This window comes from Corynebacterium sp. HMSC05E07 (assembly GCF_001807225.1).
Lineage (GTDB): Bacteria > Actinomycetota > Actinomycetes > Mycobacteriales > Mycobacteriaceae > Corynebacterium > Corynebacterium singulare.
The window spans coordinates 1-19,170 of record NZ_KV788282.1 but is presented as its reverse complement, the minus strand read 5'-3'; the positions used below and the strand labels follow the sequence as shown (position 1 = coordinate 19,170).

Here is a 19,170-nt window from a genome sequence, read left to right as displayed (position 1 = left end):
GCATGTAAGGACACCCGCAATGTCGCAATATCCCATTTCTCTTACCGGACGCCTCACTAGTGATCCGCACCTGACCAAAATCAGCGAGACTATGTATAAGACTCGCTTCCGCATCGCCTCCTCCCGCAGCGTTCCGGAGGTTACCGATGAAGGCAAGACCATATGGCGCGAACTCGACCTCAACTTCATCGACGCCGAGGTCTGGGGCCAGTGCGCCATTAACGTCAAGAAATCTCTGCGAAGGGGCATGCCCATCTTTGTCATGGGCTCCATCGTGACGGATCAATGGACTGACCCACAGGGCGGCCGGCGTTCCAAGACCTACATTAAGGCCGCGCACGTTGGCCTTGACCTCAACCGCTACTTTGTCACCTCCGTGAGGGTTGGTACCGCATTCGGTGAGGATGGCGAAGAACAGCTGTGGCTGGGGGAGAACCCACCGGTGCCGGATGTGGATAACACGGCGTCGGAAAGCACTGCGGCATCAGAACAACCCATGGAGCCCGCACCGGATGAGCCGATGCCCACCGCGCTGCAACCCGGTGAGGACTCACCGCTGGACACGGCCGCTGACCGCCACCACGCGCTGAACACGGCCGAAGAGATTCCCGAGCCGGAGGAAGTCATGGCCTAAACAAGGGCGGAACCCCGCCGTCGCCCATGTGATGTAGTCTTTGTACTGTTATTTACCAATCCTGACAGAAGCAAAGGGTGAAACATGGGCGAGTTCATCTACACGATGAAAAACGTGCGCAAGGCCATTGGTGACAAGGTCATTTTGGACAACGTCACCATGGCCTTCTACCCAGGCGCCAAGATTGGCGTCGTGGGCCCCAACGGTGCAGGTAAGTCCTCGATCCTGAAGATTATGGCCGGCCTCGATCAGCCCTCCAATGGTGAGGCTTTCATCGACCCGGGCAAGACCGTCGGCATCCTCCTCCAGGAGCCGCCGCTCAACGAGGAGAAGACGGTCCGTGAGAATGTCGAGGAAGGCCTCGGTGAGATCTTCGAGAAGAAGCAGCGCTTCGAGCAGATCGCGGAAGAAATGGCCACCAACTACTCCGATGAGCTCATGGAAGAAATGGGCAAGCTGCAGGAGGAGCTTGACCACGCCGACGCGTGGGAGGTTGACTCCAAGATTGAGCAGGCTATGGAGGCCCTACGCTGCCCGCCGTCGGATGACCCGGTGACCAATCTCTCCGGAGGTGAGCGCCGCCGCGTGGCCCTGGCCAAGCTGCTGCTGAGCGAGCCGGACCTGCTGCTTCTCGACGAGCCCACGAACCACCTCGACGCCGAGTCCGTCCAGTGGCTGGAGAAGCACCTCGAGTCCTACCCGGGTGCCGTCCTGGCCGTGACGCACGACCGCTACTTCCTCGACCACGTCGCGGGTTGGATCTGTGAGGTTGACCGCGGCAAGCTCTACCCGTACGAGGGCAACTACTCCACCTACCTCGAGAAGAAGGCAGAGCGCCTCGAGGTTGCTGGCGCCAAGGACAAGAAGCTGCAGAAGCGCCTGAAGGACGAACTCGCATGGGTTCGCTCCGGTGCGAAGGCCCGCCAGGCCAAGAACAAGGCTCGTCTCCAGCGCTACGAGGAAATGGCAGCTGAGGCCGAGCAGTACAAGAAGCTCGACTTTGAAGAAATCCAGATTCCGACCCCGCCGCGTCTGGGCAACAAGGTCGTTGAGGTCAAGGACCTGGTTAAGGGCTTTGACGGCCGCGTGCTTATCAAGGACCTCTCCTTCACCTTGCCGCGCAACGGCATCGTCGGCGTAATTGGCCCGAACGGTGTGGGTAAGTCCACCCTGTTCAAGACCATCGTCGGACTTGAGCAGCCGGATTCCGGCTCCGTCGACGTCGGTGAGACCGTCAAGCTCTCCTACGTGGACCAGGGCCGTGAAAACATTGATCCTGAGTCCACCGTGTGGGAGGTTGTCTCCGGCGGCTTGGACTACATCCACGTTGGCCAGAACGAGATGCCGTCCCGCGCCTACCTCTCCGCCTTCGGATTTAAGGGCCCAGACCAGCAGAAGCCATCCAAGGTGCTGTCCGGTGGTGAGCGCAACCGCCTGAACCTGGCGCTGACGCTGAAGGAGGGCGGCAACCTGATCCTCCTCGATGAGCCGACGAACGACCTTGACGTCGAAACCCTCGGCTCCCTGGAAAACGCCCTGGAGAAGTTCCCGGGCTGTGCGGTGGTCATTTCCCACGACCGCTGGTTCCTGGACCGCACCTGTACCCATATCCTGGCCTGGGAAGGCAACGTTGCCGAGGGCCAGTGGTTCTGGTTCGAGGGTAACTTCGGTGATTATGAGAAGAACAAGGTTGAACGCCTCGGTGAAGAGGCGGCCCGTCCGTCTCGCGTTACCCACCGCAAGCTAAGCCGCTAACTGCTCGAGGGGATGGTGTCATCCCCATTACCAACGCTGAGGTCAACCTCAGGAAGGATCCTGGAATGTCTGCTCAACATGTTGTGTCGGAGGAAACCACGGATAATGTCCACGCGCTCACCGTTGGTGTGCGCTGGTCAGATTTTGACATGTATGGCCACATGATGAACGCCAACTTCATTGAGCTGGCGCAGGAGGCGCGCTTGGCATTTGCCATGCACAACTTCTACTCGCGCGGCGTCAACATGGTGGCCTTCGTCCGCCACATCGAGGCCGACTATGTTCGCCCCCTCAAGTGGGATGGTCGCCACGGCACCGTGACCGTGGAGACCACCGTGGTGCGCCTCGGCAAAACATCCTTCACCACCCGCCAGAAGGTGAAGGACTCGCAGGGCGAGGTTGCCTGCGTCATTGACTGCGTACAGGTCACCATGGACCCGGAGACCCAGAAGCCGCGCGAGGTCACTGAGGAGGAGCGCGCCATTATCCTCGAGCACGCGCTCGTGGAACTCGACGAGAACGCCTAGGCCATGGACGGCGAAACGCTCGAACTGCGGGGCAGTGGGGTAGGGCTGCGGGCCCTCCTTGTCCGCGCGACGGGGCTTGATGCCTCGGCGTCCGTGCGCCTGCGCCAGCATGACTCCGATCAAACTGAGGTCTTTGTGACCACCCCGTTTGAGGTTGTGGCCTCCCGCCGCGTCGAAGGCGCGGTGGGCAGGGACGGTGCGGTGGTGTCAGCGCAGGCGCTTCTCGACGCCCTCCACACCTCCCCCGACCCCGAAGTCACCGGTTCCCCCGTGGTGCTGAAGCTGGGACCTGCCCGCGACCCCTCATGGCCGGGCGCCCTGCCGCCGGCCGACGGCTTTCGGGAAATCGACTCGCTGCCCGTCGGTGTGGTCCGCGAACTCGCGGATCAAGGACAGCAGCTGGCCCGGCAGTTTTCTGGCCCGATGGGCCCGCCGAGCAGCCTGCTGAACCAGCCCGTCATCACGGTGGAGAGCACTCCGGGCGAGGAATCGGAGGTGGCTGCGCAGAAGGTGGAAATCCCCATGCGCATGATTTTCGCCTGCACCAACCTGGGGCTTATCCCAGGTTTTGCCGCCCCCATGGATGTCCCGCGCCACCTGCGCGTGGCCGGCAAGGGACGTTGGGTGCGCGTCGATGCGCCGTTCGGCAGCGTCTACCATTCGACGCGCTTGTCCTTGTTCTAGCGCTGTAGCACTCCCCGTGGAGTGCTACAGCAGTACCGCGCCCGCCAATGCCGCGCCTACCGCGACGGTCCACGGTGGTGCTTTGAGGAACAACGCAGTACCCGCGGCCACTGCAATAAGCCCGGAGGCCCAGCCGGTGACACCGTGGGTAATGATCGGATCCCACAGTGCAGCGACCAGCAGTCCAATGACGGCCGCGCTGACGGCAGCAAACGCGCTGCGTAGCCACTCCAGGTGGTTCCAGCGGGCCCACAAGTGCAGCGCCGCCAGCGTCAGCAAAGCTCCCGGCAGGAAGATAAGCACCGTGCCGAGGATCGCGCCGCCGAGACCGCCGTCGACCGCGCCGAGGTAGGAAGCGAAGGTGAACAGCGGGCCCGGCACACCCTGTGCCACTGAGTAGCCGGCCAAGAACTCCTGTTGGCTTAGCCACCCCGCGCCCACGAACTGATCCTCAAGAAGCGGCAACACCACGTGCCCGCCACCGAAGACTAATGCGCCGGATTGGTAGAAGGCGTTGGCGCGGGTAAGGAGGTAGGAATCGCTGACCTGTGCCGCCGCAGCCAATCCACCCAGGAGGAGGAAGAACGCCGCTAGGCAGCCCCACGCCAGGCCGGCTGGCACGCTGCGCAGGCCACTGTCAATATCGGGGGCAGTGGTGACCGGCAAGAACCGGCGCAGTACCGTTGCGCCCAACACGCCGGCGACGGCCAGCACTGCGAGCTGCCAGGCCGATCCGGCCACGAGCAGCACCCCAGAACTGATGAGGGAGAGGGCCCAGGCGGTGGGCGTCGATAAGAGCTTCTTGGCCATCCCCACAATCGCATGCACCACCACGCCCGCCGCCGCGGCGAGCAGTCCATCGAGCCACCCCACACCGCTGCTCGGCACCACGATGAGGCCAAACAGCGTGAGGATGAGCGCCGACGGGAAGGTAAACAGGAACCAGGAATACGCCATGCCCGCCAGGCCCGCGCGGCCATAGCCCAGCGCCATACCCACCTTGGAACTTGCCGGGCCGGGCAGGAATTGAGACATCGCTACCAAGTCCGCGTAGGAGGAGTCACTCAGCCAACCCCGGCGGCTGACAAACTCCGTGCGGAAGTATCCTAGGTGAGCCGCAGGCCCCCCGAAAGCGGTCCATCCCAGCGGGAGAAAGGAACGGCGAACATCGCGCATAGTGCTCATTGGCAGCATCCTAACGCCTAATGGGGGAGGCCGCGACGTGAAAAATGAATCACGCCCTCACACCGTAGTGTTCTGCGTTACGCTGACGGTGGACCCATTAATTTTTTGTCTCCAAAGGAGTCTGGCTCATGCGTATTGCAGCACCTAAAGAAATCATGAACAACGAGAACCGCGTGGCTCTTACTCCCAGCGCTGTCCAGACGTTGGTGAAGGACGGCCATGAGGTCCTCGTGGAGACTGGTGCCGGCGTCGGCGCGTCCTTCCCGGATGAGCTCTACGAGGAGGCCGGCGCTACCATCGTGGCCACCGCTGAGGAGGCGTGGGCTGCGGACATGGTGGTCAAGGTTAAGGAGCCGCTCGAGCCTGAGTACGGCTTCTTGCGTGATGACCTCCTCCTTTTCACCTACCTGCACCTAGCGGCAGATCGTCCGCTGACGGAGGCCCTCATGAAGGCCGGCACCACCTCGGTGGCTTATGAGACCGTCACCGATGCCCGCGGCACCCTGCCGCTTCTGACCCCGATGTCCCAGGTGGCTGGCCGTTTGGCCGTGATTGAAGGTACCCACCACCTGCTGTCCACTCAGGGTGGCCGCGGTGTGCTGGCTCCCGGTGTGCCGGGCACCCAGCCGGCGCGCGTCGTGGTTATCGGTGGTGGCCAGGTCGGTGCGTCCGCTGTGGCGATGGCCCACGGCCTGCGCGCGGAAGTTACCGTGCTCGACCTTGACCCGCACGTGCTGCAGCGCTTCGATGGCCAGTACCAGGGCACCGTGCGCACCATCGTCTCCGATCCGGCTGCGTTGGAAGCAGAGCTTCTTGACGCCGACCTCGTCATCGGCGCTGTCCTCGTGCCGGGTGCGGCAGCACCGAAGCTGGTGCGCGAGGATGTGGTCAAGCGCATGAAGAAGGGCGCTGTGCTTGTCGACGTTGCCATTGACCAAGGCGGCTGCTTCGAGAACTCCCACAAGACCTCACACGACGAGCCCACCTTCAAGGTCCACGACACCCTCTTCTACTGCGTGGCCAACATGCCGGGCGCGGTGGCCAACACCTCCACCCGTGCTCTCGGCTCGGCCACCCTGCCGTACATGCGCGCGCTGGCTGCCGGCGGCTACGAGGGCGCTATTGAGCGCTTCCCGGGCTTGGCCAACGGCCTCATGACCCGCAACGGCGGGCTGGTCCACCAGCCGGTCAAGGATGCCCTCGGCCTTTAAGGAGCGCGGTTGATGAGCATCGCCGCCACTCGCTCCATGTGATCCCAGATCATGGAGCGGTAGGCCGGCGGGATGGTCTCCTCATCAATCTGTGCCAGGGAGTTTCCCATGAGCTCCAGCCAGCGATCATGGGCAGCCATGTCGATGGGGTAGGGGGCGTGCCTCATGCGCAGGCGCGGGTGCCCGCGGTTCTCAGAAAAGAGCTGCGGTCCGCCCCAGTACTGCACGAGGAACCACAGCAGACGCTGCTCAGCACCTTCCCAATCCTGGTCGGGGTACATGGGGCCGATGACGTCGTCAGTGCGCACTTGGGCGTAGAAGCCTCCGACGAGCTTCTCAAAGGTCTCCATCCCGCCGATGGCCTCGTACACACTGCTGGGTTGCATAGTTAATTGTCCTTTCGCGTCAGGCCGTTTCCTGAACCCGATTCTTCCATGTCGAAGATAGCCATCCCGCGCGGGTAGGGGGTCGCGATGCCTTCAGCATGCATGGCGCTGAGAATCTTGGCCTGCATGGCACGCTGAACATCCCATTGCTTGCCCGGTAGCGTCTTGACGGATACACGGTAAGACATGTGGTCGACCTCAAGGCCCGACATGCCGTTGACGGTAGGCTCGGCCAGGATGTCAGGCTGGATGGTGGGGTCGTGGGAGGCGTCGGCAGCAGCGGCGTTGATGACGTTATACGCCTTGTCCGGATCGTTGCTGAGCGCCACCGGAACCTGGATGCGGGCGACTGAGTAACGGTCGGAGTGGTTGGCCACCTGCAGGATCTCACCGTTGCGCACGTACCACAGCGCGCCGTCAATATCCCGGACGGTGGTGATGCGTAGCGAAATGGACTCCACATCACCGAAAACACCGTTGCCCAAATCAATGGTGTCGCCGATGCCGTACTGGTCCTCCATGAGCATGAAGATGCCAGACAGGAAGTCCTTGACCAGAGCTTGGGCGCCGAAGCCGAGGGCCACACCGACAACACCGGCGGAGGCTACGAGTGGGGCGACGTTAACGCCGAGCTTGTCCAAGATGGCTAGCGCAGCCCAGACCCACACAAAGATGGACACGGCGGAGCGGCCCACTCCTGACAGGGTCTGGATGCGGGACACGCGCCGAGCCTCGTTGGTGGCGGCTAGGGCCTTGTCGGTTTTCACCGGCTTGCGTTGTGAGAGGGGCGAGCTCAGCTTTCCCTTCTTGATGCTGTTATCCGCCAGTTTGGTGATGAGGCGGCGCAGCAGCCAATTGCCGATGACGGCGACGATGAGGATGAGCATTATGCCGATGGGCTTATCGACGAGCCAGGAGCGCATATCCTCGCTCTGCCACCATTGGGTGACGGTGTCGACGGCCTCGCCGGACTTGTCGGTTGCGACTCCCACAGCCGCGCTAAGAGTAGTCACGATGTCCTTTCCTTCGTTCACGATTGACGCCTTCCGATACTAGATAAGACGTGGGCGGCATTCATACGTGCTGAATATAAACAGGCTGTTACTCTCGCAACTGAACAGCTTGGTCTAGACTGATGTGACATGACTGACAACCGCACTCTTGGCTTTTCTTCACGTTCCATCCATGCCGGTTACCAGCCGGATCCCCACATGGGATCCATCAACGTACCGATCTATGCCTCCACTACCTTCCAACAGGATGGTCTCGCGCAGCTGCGCGGCGGCTACGAGTACGGCCGCGTGGCCAACCCCACCGTGCACTCCCTGGAGAAGACCCTCGCGGCACTGGAGAATGCCTCTTACGCACGCTGCTTCGCCACGGGCATGGCGGCCGTCGACACACTCATTCGCATCATCGTGCGCCCGGGCGACCACGTGATTCTGGGCAATGATGCCTACGGTGGCATGTATCGCCTGCTCCATCATGACTACGGCGAGTGGGGCGTGGAGCTGTCCATCGTCAACACCGCGGACACCGCGGCTGTTGAGGAGGCAATTAAAGAGAACACGAAGCTTATTTGGCTCGAGACTCCGACCAATCCCGCAACCACGGTCACCGACATCGCCGAGGTGACACAGGCGGTCAAAGCGCTGTCCGACGCCCACATCGTCGTCGATAACACCTTCGCCACGCCCTACCTGCAGAACCCGCTGGAGCTGGGAGCGGACCATGTGCTGCATTCCACCACGAAGTACCTGGGCGGCCACTCGGATGTCCTGGGCGGCGCGGTAGTAACCAACTCCGCAGAGATGGATGAGCGCCTTCTCTACTTCCAGGGCAACGTCGGTGCGGTCTCCTCGCCGTTCGACGCCTACCTCACCGCCCGCGGTATCAAGACCCTCGAAGTGCGCATGGACCGCCACTGCGCGAACGCGCAGGCGGTGGCCGAGTTCCTAGACTCTCGCCCCGAGGTCAAGAAAGTCCTCTACCCGGGCCTACCCTCGCACCAGGGCCACGAGCTGGCCAAGAAGCAGATGCGCGGCTTCGGCGGAATGATGTCCGTGCGCTTTCACAGTGAGGAGCATGCCCGCCAGGTGTGTCTCAACACCAAGCTCATCTCACTTGCCGAGTCCCTCGGCGGCGTAGAGTCCCTCATCGAGCACCCACAGAACATGACGCACATCTCCGCTGAGGGCTCCGAGCTGGTGCCGCCGGCAGATCTCGTGCGCATCTCGGTGGGAATCGAGTCCATCGATGACCTGCTCGCCGACCTCGAGCAGGCTCTCGACGCCCTAGCCTAAAACCCTCGCGGCGCTGTTGTAATCGCGCGGGCTAGAGGGTGGCAAGGAGGGAGCCGGCGGTGCGGTCGGTCTCCTGTAGCATGAGCGGGTCCGTGCCCGGCATGGGGGAGATGGTGGTATCCGGCCACTGCGCGTAAGTCGGGATGCCGACGATGTGCAGGCGGGGATCCTCGGTGCCGTCGGGGTTGACCACGCGGCGGTTCCACGTCGTTTCCGGGGAGCCCGTGGCCTGGCCGTGGTCAACGAAGGCCCGCACGCGGCCGTTGAGGGAGACAGCCAGCGGATCGGCGGCGCGGCGGACGTCAGGGGAGTGCATCCAGGCGTCGATAAGCCAGGCCGAGGAGGCTTCTCCATGCTGCGTACGCAGCGTGAACTTCTCGCCCACCTCGAGCTGGGGGCGCTCGCCGAGGAAGGTGGCGAGGCCGGCGTCGACAAGCGCGAGCAGCTGGCGCGTGCGGAACAGCGGCGGGCCAGAGCCCACCATCTGGCCGAACGCCATGAACTCCTTGTACGTGCTTGTGCGGGACTCCCACGTCATGCGGCCCTCTGAGCCAGCGATGGACGCGGGCTTGCGGGCGGCGGAAATAGCCCACAGCGCGGACTTGAGCGGGGAATCGGCAGCTGCAACGGCTTCGACGATATCGCGAGCCAGCCCCTCGGCGATGTATTCGGTGAGGTCACCGCCCTCAAAATCAGCGAGGGGGTGCGCCCAGTGCGCCAGGTCCAGCGGCTGGGTGGAGGAACCCTCGAGCGCTGTTGTGAGCTGGTCCGCCATGCGGCGCAAGTCCGCGGCGTCGACCGTCGTGGCATCGATCGTGGCGATGATGTCGGTGAGCGGGCGTTGCAGTGCCTCAGGGGCAACGCGTGCCTGGTTCTCGTAGTACTCGGCGTAGGCATCGCGCAGGATGTGCGGCAGCAGCTGAGTGGAGAAGTTCAGCTCTGAGCCCTGCTTTTCGACGGCCTCCCGGAACCGCACCAACGCCGCCTTCGGTGGCAACGCGTGGTACTCCGACTTCGGGATATACGGGTAGCCACGGCCCGAGCTCACGATGAAGTGCGGCTCCTCGCCACTAGGCTCGTAGCGCAGACCGGAGCGCGTAGAGGGGTCCTCGACGAACTGGCCGCCGCGGTCGATGGTGAGTAGTGCCATGACGTCGAAGAAGCCCATACCCAGGCCGCGGACCAGGATTTTCTCGCCGGCCGGAATCTCATTGACCGGCTGCTCCACGGGATTATCCGGGCGCACCCAGTGCAGACCCGACTGTGCAGCGTCCGCCAGGACGCGCTCGGACTCGTTGAGTGCGGGAACCTGCCAACCGTAGGCGAGGACGGTGGCGTCGGAGGTGATGGTGGAGTCGTCGGAAAGCACAATGGTGTCCTGGTCCTCCCCAGAGTCGATGGACACCGCGCGGGCGCGGTGCTGGACTACCTCAACGCTGTCTGGGAGCTGTGCGAGCGCAACCTCATAGACCCACTCCAGGTAGGCGCCGTACAGCGCGCGCGAGGGGTTGGACTCCGGACGGGTCTGCGCGAGCTCCTCGGCGAAGGAGGAGGCGAGGTCGGGGTGGGGTGGGTGGGCGTCGTACAGCGCGAGCTTTGCCGGAGACAAGTCGGGGCGCTCACCGCGCAGGAGCTGAATCCACTCGTAGAGGATGGGACCCTCCAGCACCGGGGCAGTGGTGGTGGAGCCGGGCTCGGTAAAGAGGGTGACCGCGCCGGCAAGCGTGTTCATGCACAGCGTGCGGGTCTGCTCGGTATCCCAGATGCGGCCTGCGCCCAGCGGGGCGTCATCGATGATGTGCAGCTCCAGGGGTGACGCAAGGGGAGTGGCGCGCAGGTGTGCTGCCAGGCGCTCAACCAGCGAGATGCCGCGTGGGCCGGCACCGACGATGGCGATGGAGGGCATAATAATCAAACCTCAATTTTTAGACTGTTCTGTCTAGTGGAATAATACCGATCGGTATGTGTTGTGTTAAATCGACACACACGTCAACGATCTATCTTGAAAGCTCTTACCGTGAAAACTTTACGCGCACTAGCCGCCACCATGGCCGCAGGTTTAGCTGCTTCGCTCGGCGCCTGCTCAGCCACGGACCGGCCAGCGGGGGAGGAGAACATCCTCACCTATCTCGAGCCGCAATTTTTCCGAACGCTCTATCCGCCCGCAGCTGGCTTTTACCCCAACGGCGGCGTGGTCAACCAACTGACTGACCGCCTCCTTTACCAGGACCCGGAGACCCTTGAGCTCTCGCCGTGGATCGCCACGGACATGCCCAAGGTCAACGAAGATGCGACTGAGTATACTTTCGACATCCGCACGGACGTCACCTACTCCGACGGCTCTCCGCTCACCGCGGAGAACGTCGTGGCCAACTTTGACCTGTTCGGTCGCGGTGACAAGTCCCGCACGCTGACCAGCTCGGAGCAGATCGCGAACTATGACCGCGGCGAGGTCGTGGACGAGGACACCGTGAAGTTCTACTTCACTAAACCTTCCCCGGGCTTCCTCCAAGCCACGTCGGCCTATAACGCCGGCCTAGTGTCCGATTCAACACTCGAGCTCGACAACGAAGGTTTCGGCCCCGGCAATGCGGTGAATGTCATTGGTTCCGGGCCTTTCGTGGTGGAGTCGGAGTCCATTGGCACCGACCTCATCCTGAAAGCCCGCGACGATTATGACTGGGCTCCGCCCGCCGTTAAACACCAGGGCCGCGCGGCTATCGACGGCATCCACTACATCCTCGCCGCCGAGGAATCCGTGCGCACAGGCGCGATTGTCTCCGGCCAGGCCGATATTGCCCGCCAGATTTCCGCCCCGCAGGAATCGCTGCTGGAAGAGCAGGGCATTAACATTGTTTCGCGCGGTACGAACTCGATGAACAACCAGTTCGCCTTCCGCTTCGACCACCCGCTGCTCAGAGATAAGCGCGTACGCGAGGCGATTATCCACGGCGTCGACCGCGAGGAAATCCTGCGCGTGCTCTTCTCCGATTCTTACCCGCTGGCCACCTCGACCGTGGCGCAGACCGGTCTGGCTTATAAGGACCAGTCCGCGGCTTACACCTTTGATCCGGAGGAATCGCGCAGGCTTCTCGACGAAGCCGGATGGGAGCCGGGCCCGGACGGCATCCGCGTCAAGGATGGCAAGCGCCTGAGCCTGCGCACCAACACAGCCTTGCCGCAGCCGCGTTCCAAGGAGGTCATGACAATGGTTCAGGACCAGCTGCGCGGCATCGGCATTGACATTCAGGTCAACGCTGGTGACCAGGCCACGCAGAACGCAGACTCCAAGGACATCACCAAGGTGCAGATGTACCACTCGATGGTCGGCCGCGCGGACTACGACGTCATCACCTCCTTCTATGGCATCAACAATCGCGATGCCTTCCTCAATCAGGATGAGGAGGGCAACCCCATCGACGCCCACCTGCAGCAGCTTCTCGACGCCGTCCTCGACACCCCCGATACCCAAGGCCGAGTCAAGGCCACGGAGAAGGTTCAGGACTACATCACCGAGCAGGCCTACGCCTTGCCGCTTTTTGAGGAACCCGTGGTCTACGCCGTGCGCCCGGAGGTGTCGGGCTTTAGCCCGGAGTCGGTCGCGCGACCGTGGTTCTACGAGGTCAGCATCGACGCCGAGCCGCAGGGCGCGGCAACGAATGAGGAGGAGGAATAAATGACAACTCGCCAGATTCTCAGCCGCATCGGGCAAGCGCTCATCGTGCTGCTTATTACCTACACTGTGGCCTTCTTCCTCCTTTCGGCGCTGCCGTCGGACGCAGTGCAGTCGCGCTTCGGTGACCCGGCCCTGGGCCTGTCCCAGGCGGAGATTGACGCTATCCGGGAGGAGATGGGCGTCGACAAGCCGCTCATGGTGCAGTACTTCACTGCCCTCGGTGGCTTCCTCACCGGTAATTTTGGCAACTCCACGCAGTCGGGTGCCCCGGTAGCCACGCTGCTTGCCGACGCCCTCCCCCACACCCTCATCCTCGCCGCCTGCGCCATTGGCCTGGCCATCATCGTGGCCGTGCTCGTGGCCTTTCTGGCCACGCTTCCGGGCTTGGGTGGTATCGCGACCTTCTTCCGCGGCCTGCCCTCCCTCATGGTCTCGCTGCCCGGATTCTGGATCGGTATCTTGCTCATCCAGGTTTTTTCCTTCCAGCTCGGCTGGGTGCGCATCATTGAGCCTGGCAGCGTGGAGGGACTAATCTTGCCCACGCTCACGCTGGCCGTGCCGATGACTGCTCCGCTCATCCAGGTGCTGATCCGCTCTATTGATGAGACGCAGTCGCGCCCCTTTGTCCAAGCGGTGCGGGCGCGTGGTGCCTCGGAGTCGTGGATCTTCTGGCGCACGATCCTGCGTAACTCGTTGCTGCCCACGTTGACTATGGCGGGCCTACTCTTCGGTGAGCTCGTCGGTGGCGCCGTGGTGACGGAGACCGTCTTTGGCCGCACCGGGTTGGGCTACATGACAGCTCAGGCCGTGGCTAACCGCGATACCCCGGTTCTTTTGGCCGTGGTACTCATTGCCGCGACCTCCTACATCATCATCAACCTCGTCGTGGACCTTCTCTACCCGGTGCTCGACCCGCGCCTGCGCGCGAAACCCTCTGACCGCAAGGCTTCCCGCACGCCCGCCGCAGCCCCGGCTGCTGGCTCTGAAGAAAGGACGGTGCGCTCATGAGCATGATGCACACTAAGGCTCGCCGCGCACACCGCCGCGCCTCTGTTGGCCAGGGCAATCCCTGGCTGAAACCGGGCTCGATTATCGCCATCGTCATTCTGGCCGTGGCGTTTCTCGCCGCGCTGTTCCCCGGCCTGTTTACGTCGGCCGACCCGTATGCCGGCACGGACGTCGCCCTGCTCCCGCCGGGGGAGAACGGCCACCTCATGGGCACCGATGCGGTGGGCCGTGACCTCTATGCCCGCGTGGTCTACGGCGCGCGCCAGTCGCTGCTCGGTGCGCTCATCGCCGTGGCGGTGGGGCTCGTCGTCGGAACGCTCATCGGTCTGCTCGCAGGCTCCCTGCGCGGAGTCGTCGACACCATCCTCATGCGCGTCGTCGACGTGCTCCTGTCCATCCCCGGCATTTTGCTCTCGCTGTCCATCATCATTGTGCTGGGCTTCGGCTCGGTTCAAGCGGCGGTAGCCGTGGGTGCGACCTCCGTGGCTACCTTTGCTCGTCTGGCCCGCTCACAGGTCATCACCGTGGCCAACGCCGAGTACATCGAGGCCGCCTACGGCGCGGGTGCTACCCGCACCACGGTGCTGCTTCGCCATATCCTGCCCAACTCGCTGACCCCGGTCATCGCCCTAGCCACCCTGCAGTTCGGCACCGCCATCCTGCAACTGTCCATCCTGGGCTTCTTGGGCTACGGTGCTCCGCCGCCCACCCCAGAGTGGGGCCTCATCATTGCCGAGGGCCGCGACTTTATGGCCACCGCCTGGTGGCTCATCATCCTGCCCGGCATCGCACTGGTGGCCGTGGTGATGTCCGCCAACCGCTTGTCCCAAAACTTCCCTGTGGAGGCCTAGAATGTCTGAACCAAAGAACGCAGCGCAGCCGCTGCTGACCGTGCAGGACCTTAATGTCTCCTACACCACCGCGAAGGGCGATGTTCCCGCCGTCCAGGGCGTCAACGTGGAGGTCCACCCGGGGCAGATGACCGCCATCGTCGGCGAGTCAGGCTCCGGCAAAACCACCTCCGCCATGGCAGCCATCGGCCTTCTACCGTCGAACGCTACCGTCGACGCGGGCACCATCACCTTCGACGGCCGCGACATCACCTCGCTGAGTCGCGGCGAGTGGCGGGATCTGCGTGGTCGACGCATCGGGCTCATCCCGCAGGACCCGAACAACTCCCTCAACCCGCTGAAGACCATCGGTGCCTCGGTGGAAGAGGGGCTCACCATCCACCACGTGGGCAGCGCCGCCGAGCGCAAGGCCCGCGCGCTGGAGCTGCTCGAGCGCGTCGGCATCGATGACCCAGAACGCCGCTACCAGCAGTACCCGCATGAGCTCTCCGGCGGCATGAAGCAGCGCGTGCTCATCGCCGCTGCAGTGGCGTTGGAACCGGACCTCATCATCGCTGATGAACCGACCTCCGCCCTCGACGTCACCGTGCAGAAAATCATCCTCGACCTCCTCGATGACATGCGCGCCGAGCTCGGCATGGGCATCCTCTTCATCACCCACGACCTCGCGGTGGCCGGTGACCGCGCCGACCGCGTTGTCGTTATGGAGGCCGGTCAGCTGCGCGAAGAGGGTCTTGCCGCCACGGTGCTCACCAACCCACACCACGACTACACCAAGCGCCTGCTTGCCGACGCCCCCTCCCTCACCCTCGCCGACGTAGGCACGGTCAGCGCCCGCGCCGCCCTCGGCGACCGCGAGGCGCTCGTGCGCGTCGAAGGCCTCACCCAGCGTTTTGGTGATTTCATTGCCGTTGATGACATCTCCTTCACCGTTGCCAAGGGGTCGACCCACGCGCTGGTGGGCGAGTCCGGCTCCGGCAAGACCACGACCGGGCGCAGCATCGCCATGTTCAACACCCCGACGGAAGGCACTATTACCGTTGGCGGCCGCAACATCGTGGGCCTGCGTGGCAAGGCCCTGCGCGAAGAACGCAACAACATCCAGCTGGTCTACCAGAACCCCTATGGTTCCTTGGACCCGAAGCAGTCCATCGGCCAGACGGTGGCTGAGCCGCTGCGTAACTTGAAGGGGGCGTCGGCAAGCAAGGCCAAGGCAAAGGCCAAGGAATTCCTGGACTTGGTGGCGCTCAACCCGGACTACTACGACCGCCGCCCGAGCGAGCTCTCCGGCGGCCAGCGCCAGCGCGTGGCTATTGCCCGTGCCATGATCGTGGAACCGGAACTGGTCATCCTCGACGAGGCTGTCGCCGCCCTCGACGTCACTGTGCAGGCACAGATCCTGCGCCTCCTCGGAAAGCTACAGGAAGAACTCGGCCTGACCTACATTTTCATCTCCCACGACCTAGCCGTGGTCAACCAGATTTCTGACACCGTCTCTGTTCTCTCGCACGGCAAGCAAGTCGAATCCGGGCCCACTGCGGAGGTTTTCAGCAACCCGCAGTCGCCCTTTACCCGCCAGCTCATTGAGGCTATCCCCGGCTCGCGCTACCGCGCCGGCGACCTCAACCTGGGCCTGTAGCCTGGGTGCAAAAAGAAAGGATTACTCATGGCAGACATCATTGACCTGTTGGCCGACGCCGGCGACGTGTCCCAACTGCGCGAGCGCCGCCCGGAAGCCAAAGACAACGCGCAGGCCTCCTTCGCCGCACTCCTTGAACCAGCGGAGCCCGGCACCTTCAGCTACGCAGAGCGCTACGCCATCGCTACCTTCGTGGCAGGCGTTTACCAGGTACCGCGTGCACAGTCTTTCTACTCCGACTTGCTCGAGGAGGAATCCGAGGAGCTTGCCGCCGAGGTTGCCCGCGCGGTCGAGCGCGGTATCACCACTGGCCCGTACTCCGGTGGAGGCTTCACGCTTTTCAATGGCTCCCCGCGCCTAGCCGCCGCTCTCGACTTCGCCCACCTATTGTCCTTCCACCCCAAGGACGCCTCCCCAGCAGCGATCGGCCACCTGCAGGCGGCTGGCTGGTCCAATGATGACATCGTGACGCTGGGCCAGCTCGTGAGCTTTCTGTCCTTCCAGTTGCGCGTGGCCCACGGCCTGGCCGTTCTGGCCGGCACCGCGCAGCCCGCAGCCGTGACTGAGGCGCCGCGCCCCACCCAGACCCCAGAGTGGGAACCGGGGGAGGGGACGTTGGCGCCGGACGTCGTCAAGCCGCAGCGCTTCGTGGCCCACTCCCTGGGGTGGAAACCGTGGGTGCCACCGCAGCCGAAGGAGGAGTTCACGGACGCGCAGCGCGACGCCCTCATCAAGCCCGAGCGCATCGACATGGAGTACTTCCGCCTGCTGGCTCGCGACCCTGCTGCGCTCAAGGCGCGCACGAAGACTGACCTGGATATCTTCTACAACACCGACGGCGGCCTCGGCCGCGCTGAGCGCGAGCTTGCCGCCACCGTGGTCTCCCGCTTCAACGGCTGCGAGTACTGCGCCTCGGTGCACCAGCAGCGCTCTAAGGAGGAAGGCGGTGACGCTGCGGCGATCGACCGCCTGCTTGAGGAAGGCGTAGACGCTGACCTGGGCACGGAACAGTGGTCCGCCATCCGTGACGCCGCCCTGGCCCTGACTTCCTCGCCTTTCACTTTCGCTGCCTCCCACGTGGAAGGTCTCCGTGAGGCGGGTTTCGATACGCTGGCCATCATCGACGTCATTAACTCCTCGGCGTTCTTCAACTGGGCAAATCGCCTGATGCTGACGCTGGGCGAGCCTGACGTGCCGAAGCGCTTCCGCTGACTAAAGGAGAACCAACAATGACTGAGCTAAAGACTGCCGTTGTTACCGGTGCCACCGGTGGCATGGGCACGGAGATTATCAAGGACCTTGCGCGTGATCACCGCGTCTTTGCCTTGGGCCGTAGCGCTGCGGACCTGCCGGAGGCAGAGAACATCGTGCCGGTGAGCATCGATTTGCTGGCGCTTCTCGACGAGGCAGCGCTTCCCGGAGAGCTCGCCGACCTGGACCGCGTCGATGTGCTCGTTCACGCCGCCGCGCGGGCCGAGAAGCAGTCGGTGGAGAGCGCTCGCCCGGAGGATTGGCGCGGACAGATGGACCTCAACGTCCACGTTCCGGCGGAGCTGACCCGCCTGCTTCTGCCTGCACTGCGTGCAGCGGAAGGCCTTGCGGTGTTCATCAACTCCGGTGCCGGCATCCACTCTTATGGCGACAACGTCATCTATGCTGCGACGAAGCACGCTCTGTACGCACTTGCTGATGGTCTCCGTCTCGGCGAACTCGGTATCCGCGTGTCCACCGTCGCGCCGGGGCCGACGGATACCCCGATGTTGCAGGGCTTGCAGGATTACAACCCGGAGCACGTCATCGCCCCGGTGGAGGTGGCGAAGGCCATCCGTGCCACCGTCGATGCTGGCCCAACGACTCAGCTCACCGAGATTCGCGTGCGCCCGCGCATCGAGCTGAACCAGCGGAAGTAGCTTTCGCTCTCGAGATGCGAAAACTGCGGGGCGCTGTACAGTTGTGAGGCGTGTCAAACTCTCAACGCCGCCGCCCCGCCTATTTGGTGATCGCGGATTCGCTGCGGAGCAAGATTGAATCCGGTGAGCTGCAGCCCGGTGACCGTTTCCCCACGGAGAGGGAGCTGGTCCAAGAATATAAGGTTGCGCGCATGACCGTGCGCCACGCATTGGACATCGTGCAGATTGAAGGGCTTATCGATCGCAAACGCGGGCGCGCTGGTGGCACGTTTGTGCGCGCCACTCCGCCGGCACTGAGCCTGACGAGCGGGCGCAGCGCCCTCGACCAATTGCGTGAGCATGGCCTCGATGTGGAAGTTCGGGTGCTGTCGCTGACGTTCATTGATGCGCCCGGACACCTTGCTTCCACCTTTGACATTGAGGAGGGTGATTCCGTGTGGGAGTGCCGCACGGTGCAGGTTTCGGCGGGCTCGCCCATCATGGCCTCCACGCTCCTTATCCCACAGGCCCTGGCGCCGAGCCTCACGGAAGAGGACGTCCAGAGGCCGCTGACCGAGCTGTTGGCGGACCTCGGTCTGGCACCAGTGTTTAAACGCGATTCCCTCGTGGCTGCGACCGCGCGCACGGAGGAACAAAAAGCCCTGGCCGTTGGACGCAACCAGCCGGTCTTGCGCATAACCCGAACCATTAAGGCAGAGGGCGGCGTCGTAGCCGCTCAGCTGGAAGAGACCCTGCGCCCCGATGCAGCCACGGTGGAGGTCGTTATTGGCGAGGATCCCACACCGACCCTCGATTAGACAGCATAAGTCTGCGCACCAGCGAGGGCTGCCATACGTTCATCCCCGCTGGAAATGTGGATGCGCACGATAGGCAACCCGCTAACCACTATCCGGTTGGCGGGTTTCGCTCTTTAAGAGCTTAGGAATCACGCTGTCAATGCCTCTCGGCGGTAGCGATTGGAGCATGGTCGGGGATCACCAAGGTGTCCCGTCAATTTTGCTCTAGTTGGGGGTAAATTCTTTTAAGGATCGCCGATATTCCCGTCAACGCTGTGTGGTTGACGGGTTCTTCTATCGGGTGCGCCTTTGGTGCAGGCGATGGAAGCGATTTCTGCGCTTGCAGTGTGGTGGCTGGTCAGCTGCCGTCGGGAGGTGGTTGTTCTGGTGGCTGAGTTGGTGTCGTATCGCTTTGTCTGGATGGTGGGCCGGGGGCTTGTGTTGTGGCCGGTGTCTTTGCGGCAGCTTTTTCGGCGTTGAGTCTAGCTACTGCCTCTTGGTATTCCGGCATTGCGGTGATCGGTGCACCCCAGGGCGGGATGAAGGACACTCCGGTATTAAGCCGGTACATGTAGCCGCGCTCGGTAGGTCTTTGTGGGTCATCGTCGTTAATGCCGTTGTGGTA

The 19,170-nt window shown here is 63.3% G+C and carries 17 protein-coding genes and 1 pseudogene; 13 read left to right on the top strand and 5 right to left on the bottom strand.

Annotated elements, in window-relative coordinates:
* Positions 1 to 19 precede the first annotated feature (19 nt).
* From HMPREF3149_RS12795 to HMPREF3149_RS12780, 4 genes are all read left to right on the top strand, one after another.
* Positions 20 to 634 carry a single-stranded DNA-binding protein gene (locus HMPREF3149_RS12795; protein WP_070538620.1) on the top strand — a complete coding sequence of 205 codons (615 nt, stop codon included), beginning with the start codon at positions 20 to 22 and terminating at the stop codon, positions 632 to 634.
* Positions 635 to 718: 84 nt separating this feature from the next.
* Positions 719 to 2,389 carry an energy-dependent translational throttle protein EttA gene (gene ettA, locus HMPREF3149_RS12790; protein WP_070538619.1) on the top strand — a complete coding sequence of 557 codons (1,671 nt, stop codon included), beginning with the start codon at positions 719 to 721 and terminating at the stop codon, positions 2,387 to 2,389.
* Positions 2,390 to 2,454: 65 nt separating this feature from the next.
* Positions 2,455 to 2,916 (top strand): acyl-CoA thioesterase, encoded by a 462-nt coding sequence (locus HMPREF3149_RS12785; RefSeq protein ID WP_042532038.1) that lies wholly within the window; start codon positions 2,455 to 2,457, stop codon positions 2,914 to 2,916.
* A 3-nt stretch (positions 2,917 to 2,919) separates the two neighbouring features.
* Positions 2,920 to 3,600, top strand: coding sequence for a DUF8185 domain-containing protein (locus tag HMPREF3149_RS12780; protein ID WP_070538618.1), 681 nt, complete (start codon positions 2,920 to 2,922; stop codon positions 3,598 to 3,600).
* A 24-nt stretch (positions 3,601 to 3,624) separates the two neighbouring features.
* Here HMPREF3149_RS12780 and chrA read toward each other — a convergent pair whose 3' ends face one another.
* The gene (gene chrA, locus HMPREF3149_RS12775) at positions 3,625 to 4,785 is read right to left on the bottom strand and encodes a chromate efflux transporter (RefSeq protein ID WP_070538617.1); all 1,161 of its coding nucleotides are present in this window, start codon (positions 4,783 to 4,785) and stop codon (positions 3,625 to 3,627) included.
* Between the two features lie 128 nt (positions 4,786 to 4,913).
* Here chrA and ald point away from each other — a divergent pair, with 128 nt between their 5' ends.
* The gene (ald, locus tag HMPREF3149_RS12770) at positions 4,914 to 5,996 is read left to right on the top strand and encodes an alanine dehydrogenase (RefSeq protein ID WP_070538616.1); all 1,083 of its coding nucleotides are present in this window, start codon (positions 4,914 to 4,916) and stop codon (positions 5,994 to 5,996) included.
* Here the strand turns inward: ald and HMPREF3149_RS12765 are convergent.
* The gene (locus HMPREF3149_RS12765) at positions 5,993 to 6,382 is read right to left on the bottom strand and encodes a globin (RefSeq protein ID WP_070538615.1); all 390 of its coding nucleotides are present in this window, start codon (positions 6,380 to 6,382) and stop codon (positions 5,993 to 5,995) included. The two genes, ald and HMPREF3149_RS12765, sit on opposite strands and share 4 nt — an antisense overlap.
* Before the next feature lie 2 nt (positions 6,383 to 6,384).
* On the bottom strand, positions 6,385 to 7,398 hold the full coding sequence (locus tag HMPREF3149_RS12760; protein ID WP_371440992.1) for a mechanosensitive ion channel family protein: 1,014 nt from the start codon (positions 7,396 to 7,398) through the stop codon (positions 6,385 to 6,387).
* A 126-nt stretch (positions 7,399 to 7,524) separates the two neighbouring features.
* On the opposite strand from HMPREF3149_RS12760, the gene HMPREF3149_RS12755 reads away from it, so the two are divergent.
* Entirely contained in the window at positions 7,525 to 8,685 is a 1,161-nt protein-coding gene (locus HMPREF3149_RS12755) for a cystathionine gamma-synthase (protein WP_070538614.1), read from the top strand.
* Between the two features lie 31 nt (positions 8,686 to 8,716).
* On the opposite strand, the gene HMPREF3149_RS12750 is transcribed toward HMPREF3149_RS12755, so the two are convergent.
* Positions 8,717 to 10,591, bottom strand: coding sequence for an FAD/NAD(P)-binding protein (locus tag HMPREF3149_RS12750; protein ID WP_070538613.1), 1,875 nt, complete (start codon positions 10,589 to 10,591; stop codon positions 8,717 to 8,719).
* A gap of 141 nt (positions 10,592 to 10,732) precedes the next feature.
* On the opposite strand from HMPREF3149_RS12750, the gene HMPREF3149_RS12745 reads away from it, so the two are divergent.
* The 7 genes from HMPREF3149_RS12745 to HMPREF3149_RS12715 are packed head-to-tail and all read left to right on the top strand — an operon-like array spanning position 10,733 to position 18,566.
* Complete coding sequence (locus HMPREF3149_RS12745; protein WP_083280879.1) at positions 10,733 to 12,361, top strand: TIGR04028 family ABC transporter substrate-binding protein; 1,629 nt, start codon at positions 10,733 to 10,735, stop codon at positions 12,359 to 12,361.
* Complete coding sequence (locus HMPREF3149_RS12740; protein WP_070538611.1) at positions 12,362 to 13,369, top strand: ABC transporter permease; 1,008 nt, start codon at positions 12,362 to 12,364, stop codon at positions 13,367 to 13,369.
* Positions 13,366 to 14,220 carry an ABC transporter permease gene (locus HMPREF3149_RS12735; RefSeq protein ID WP_070538610.1) on the top strand — a complete coding sequence of 285 codons (855 nt, stop codon included), beginning with the start codon at positions 13,366 to 13,368 and terminating at the stop codon, positions 14,218 to 14,220. Before HMPREF3149_RS12740 ends, HMPREF3149_RS12735 begins: the two co-directional genes overlap by 4 nt.
* A gap of 1 nt (position 14,221) precedes the next feature.
* Positions 14,222 to 15,859, top strand: coding sequence for a dipeptide ABC transporter ATP-binding protein (locus HMPREF3149_RS12730; protein ID WP_070538609.1), 1,638 nt, complete (start codon positions 14,222 to 14,224; stop codon positions 15,857 to 15,859).
* A 27-nt stretch (positions 15,860 to 15,886) separates the two neighbouring features.
* Complete coding sequence (locus HMPREF3149_RS12725) at positions 15,887 to 17,071, top strand: alkylhydroperoxidase domain protein (protein WP_070538608.1); 1,185 nt, start codon at positions 15,887 to 15,889, stop codon at positions 17,069 to 17,071.
* A 17-nt stretch (positions 17,072 to 17,088) separates the two neighbouring features.
* A complete protein-coding gene (locus HMPREF3149_RS12720; RefSeq protein ID WP_070538607.1) occupies positions 17,089 to 17,769 on the top strand; it encodes an SDR family oxidoreductase in 681 nt (226 codons plus the stop codon).
* Positions 17,770 to 17,819: 50 nt separating this feature from the next.
* Positions 17,820 to 18,566 (top strand): GntR family transcriptional regulator, encoded by a 747-nt coding sequence (locus tag HMPREF3149_RS12715; protein WP_070538606.1) that lies wholly within the window; start codon positions 17,820 to 17,822, stop codon positions 18,564 to 18,566.
* Positions 18,567 to 18,903: 337 nt separating this feature from the next.
* Here HMPREF3149_RS12715 and HMPREF3149_RS13800 read toward each other — a convergent pair.
* Positions 18,904 to 19,170 (bottom strand): annotated as a pseudogene (locus HMPREF3149_RS13800) (HNH endonuclease); the annotation flags it as partial.

Bases quoted from the DNA above. Each gene is read 5' to 3' on its own strand.
- HMPREF3149_RS12740 (WP_070538611.1), top strand. From the start codon at position 12,362: ATGACAACTCGCCAGATTCTCAGCCGCATCGGGCAAGCGCTCATCGTG.
- HMPREF3149_RS12755 (WP_070538614.1), top strand. From the start codon at position 7,525: ATGACTGACAACCGCACTCTTGGCTTTTCTTCACGTTCCATCCATGCC.
- HMPREF3149_RS12720 (WP_070538607.1), top strand. From the start codon at position 17,089: ATGACTGAGCTAAAGACTGCCGTTGTTACCGGTGCCACCGGTGGCATG.
- HMPREF3149_RS12750 (WP_070538613.1), bottom strand. From the start codon at position 10,591: ATGCCCTCCATCGCCATCGTCGGTGCCGGCCCACGCGGCATCTCGCTG.
- HMPREF3149_RS12735 (WP_070538610.1), top strand. From the start codon at position 13,366: ATGAGCATGATGCACACTAAGGCTCGCCGCGCACACCGCCGCGCCTCT.
- HMPREF3149_RS12745 (WP_083280879.1), top strand. From the start codon at position 10,733: ATGGCCGCAGGTTTAGCTGCTTCGCTCGGCGCCTGCTCAGCCACGGAC.
- HMPREF3149_RS12725 (WP_070538608.1), top strand. From the start codon at position 15,887: ATGGCAGACATCATTGACCTGTTGGCCGACGCCGGCGACGTGTCCCAA.
- HMPREF3149_RS12795 (WP_070538620.1), top strand. From the start codon at position 20: ATGTCGCAATATCCCATTTCTCTTACCGGACGCCTCACTAGTGATCCG.
- chrA (WP_070538617.1), bottom strand. From the start codon at position 4,785: ATGAGCACTATGCGCGATGTTCGCCGTTCCTTTCTCCCGCTGGGATGG.
- ettA (WP_070538619.1), top strand. From the start codon at position 719: ATGGGCGAGTTCATCTACACGATGAAAAACGTGCGCAAGGCCATTGGT.
- ald (WP_070538616.1), top strand. From the start codon at position 4,914: ATGCGTATTGCAGCACCTAAAGAAATCATGAACAACGAGAACCGCGTG.
- HMPREF3149_RS12730 (WP_070538609.1), top strand. From the start codon at position 14,222: ATGTCTGAACCAAAGAACGCAGCGCAGCCGCTGCTGACCGTGCAGGAC.
- HMPREF3149_RS12785 (WP_042532038.1), top strand. From the start codon at position 2,455: ATGTCTGCTCAACATGTTGTGTCGGAGGAAACCACGGATAATGTCCAC.
- HMPREF3149_RS12780 (WP_070538618.1), top strand. From the start codon at position 2,920: ATGGACGGCGAAACGCTCGAACTGCGGGGCAGTGGGGTAGGGCTGCGG.
- HMPREF3149_RS12765 (WP_070538615.1), bottom strand. From the start codon at position 6,382: ATGCAACCCAGCAGTGTGTACGAGGCCATCGGCGGGATGGAGACCTTT.